The organism is Mesorhizobium sp. (genome assembly GCF_004962925.1).
Lineage (GTDB): Bacteria > Pseudomonadota > Alphaproteobacteria > Rhizobiales > Rhizobiaceae > Mesorhizobium.
The window spans coordinates 1-934 of the sequence record NZ_SUEO01000406.1 but is presented as its reverse complement, the minus strand read 5'-3'; the positions used below and the strand labels follow the sequence as shown (position 1 = coordinate 934).

The 934-nt window shown below is 65.1% G+C and carries 2 protein-coding genes; both read left to right on the top strand.

The window, feature by feature from the left end; all coding sequences use genetic code 11:
- Positions 1-219: glutathione S-transferase family protein (locus tag E5W87_RS35410; protein WP_292408600.1), on the top strand; the 219-nt coding region annotated here is incomplete at its 5' end.
- Positions 200-934 (top strand): tRNA epoxyqueuosine(34) reductase QueG (gene queG, locus E5W87_RS35405; protein WP_292408597.1); only part of this gene is annotated, 735 nt, incomplete at its 3' end. The genes E5W87_RS35410 and queG, both read left to right, overlap by 20 nt.

The window sequence follows — 934 nt, the reverse complement described above, 5'->3', positions numbered from 1 at the left end:
CGCCAATGGCTGGCCGGCAATAAGGTCACCTATGCCGATCTCGCGGCTGCGGCGGCGCTGTCGGTGCTCGACTATCTCGGCGAGATCGACTGGCGCGAACACGCTGCTGCGCGCGAATGGTATGCACGGGTGAAATCACGGCCATCGTTCCGGCCGCTTTTGTCCGACCGGGTGCGCGGCCTGTCGCCGGTGTCACATTATGCGGACCTCGATTTCTAGAGCGGAAAACCTGCGCGCGCTGATCGACCGCGAGGCACGGCGCGCCGGTTTCGATGCCGTTGCCGTCACCACGCCCGATGCCATCCCGCAGGCGCCGGCCCGGCTTGCCGAATTCGTCGCCGACGGTTTTCACGGCTCGATGGGCTGGATCGCCGAGACGCTCGAACGCCGGGGCGAGCCGACAGCACTTTGGCCCGAAGTTCGCTCTATCATCGTGCTGGCCATGAATTACGGCCCCGACCGCGATCCGCGCGCGGTCCTAGTGAAGCGCGACCGCGGCGCGATCTCCGCCTATGCGCAGAACCGCGATTACCACGACGTGATGAAGGGCCGGCTGAAGGAGATCGCCGGCAAAATCGTGGCGCGCGCCGGCGGCGACGTAAAAGTGTTCGTAGATACTGCTCCGGTGATGGAAAAGCCGCTGGCAGAAGCCGCCGGCCTCGGCTGGCAAGGCAAGCACACCAATCTGGTCAGCCGCGAGCACGGTTCCTGGCTGTTCCTCGGCACCATCTTCACGACGGCCGAGCTTGCGCCCGATACGCCCGAGGACAACCATTGCGGCTCGTGCCGCGCCTGTCTCGACGTTTGCCCGACCGACGCCTTTCCGGCTCCCTACCGGCTCGATGCGCGACGCTGCATCTCCTATCTCACCATCGAGAACAAAGGGCCGATCCCGCACGAGTTCCGCGAAAAAATCGGCAACCGCATCTATGGC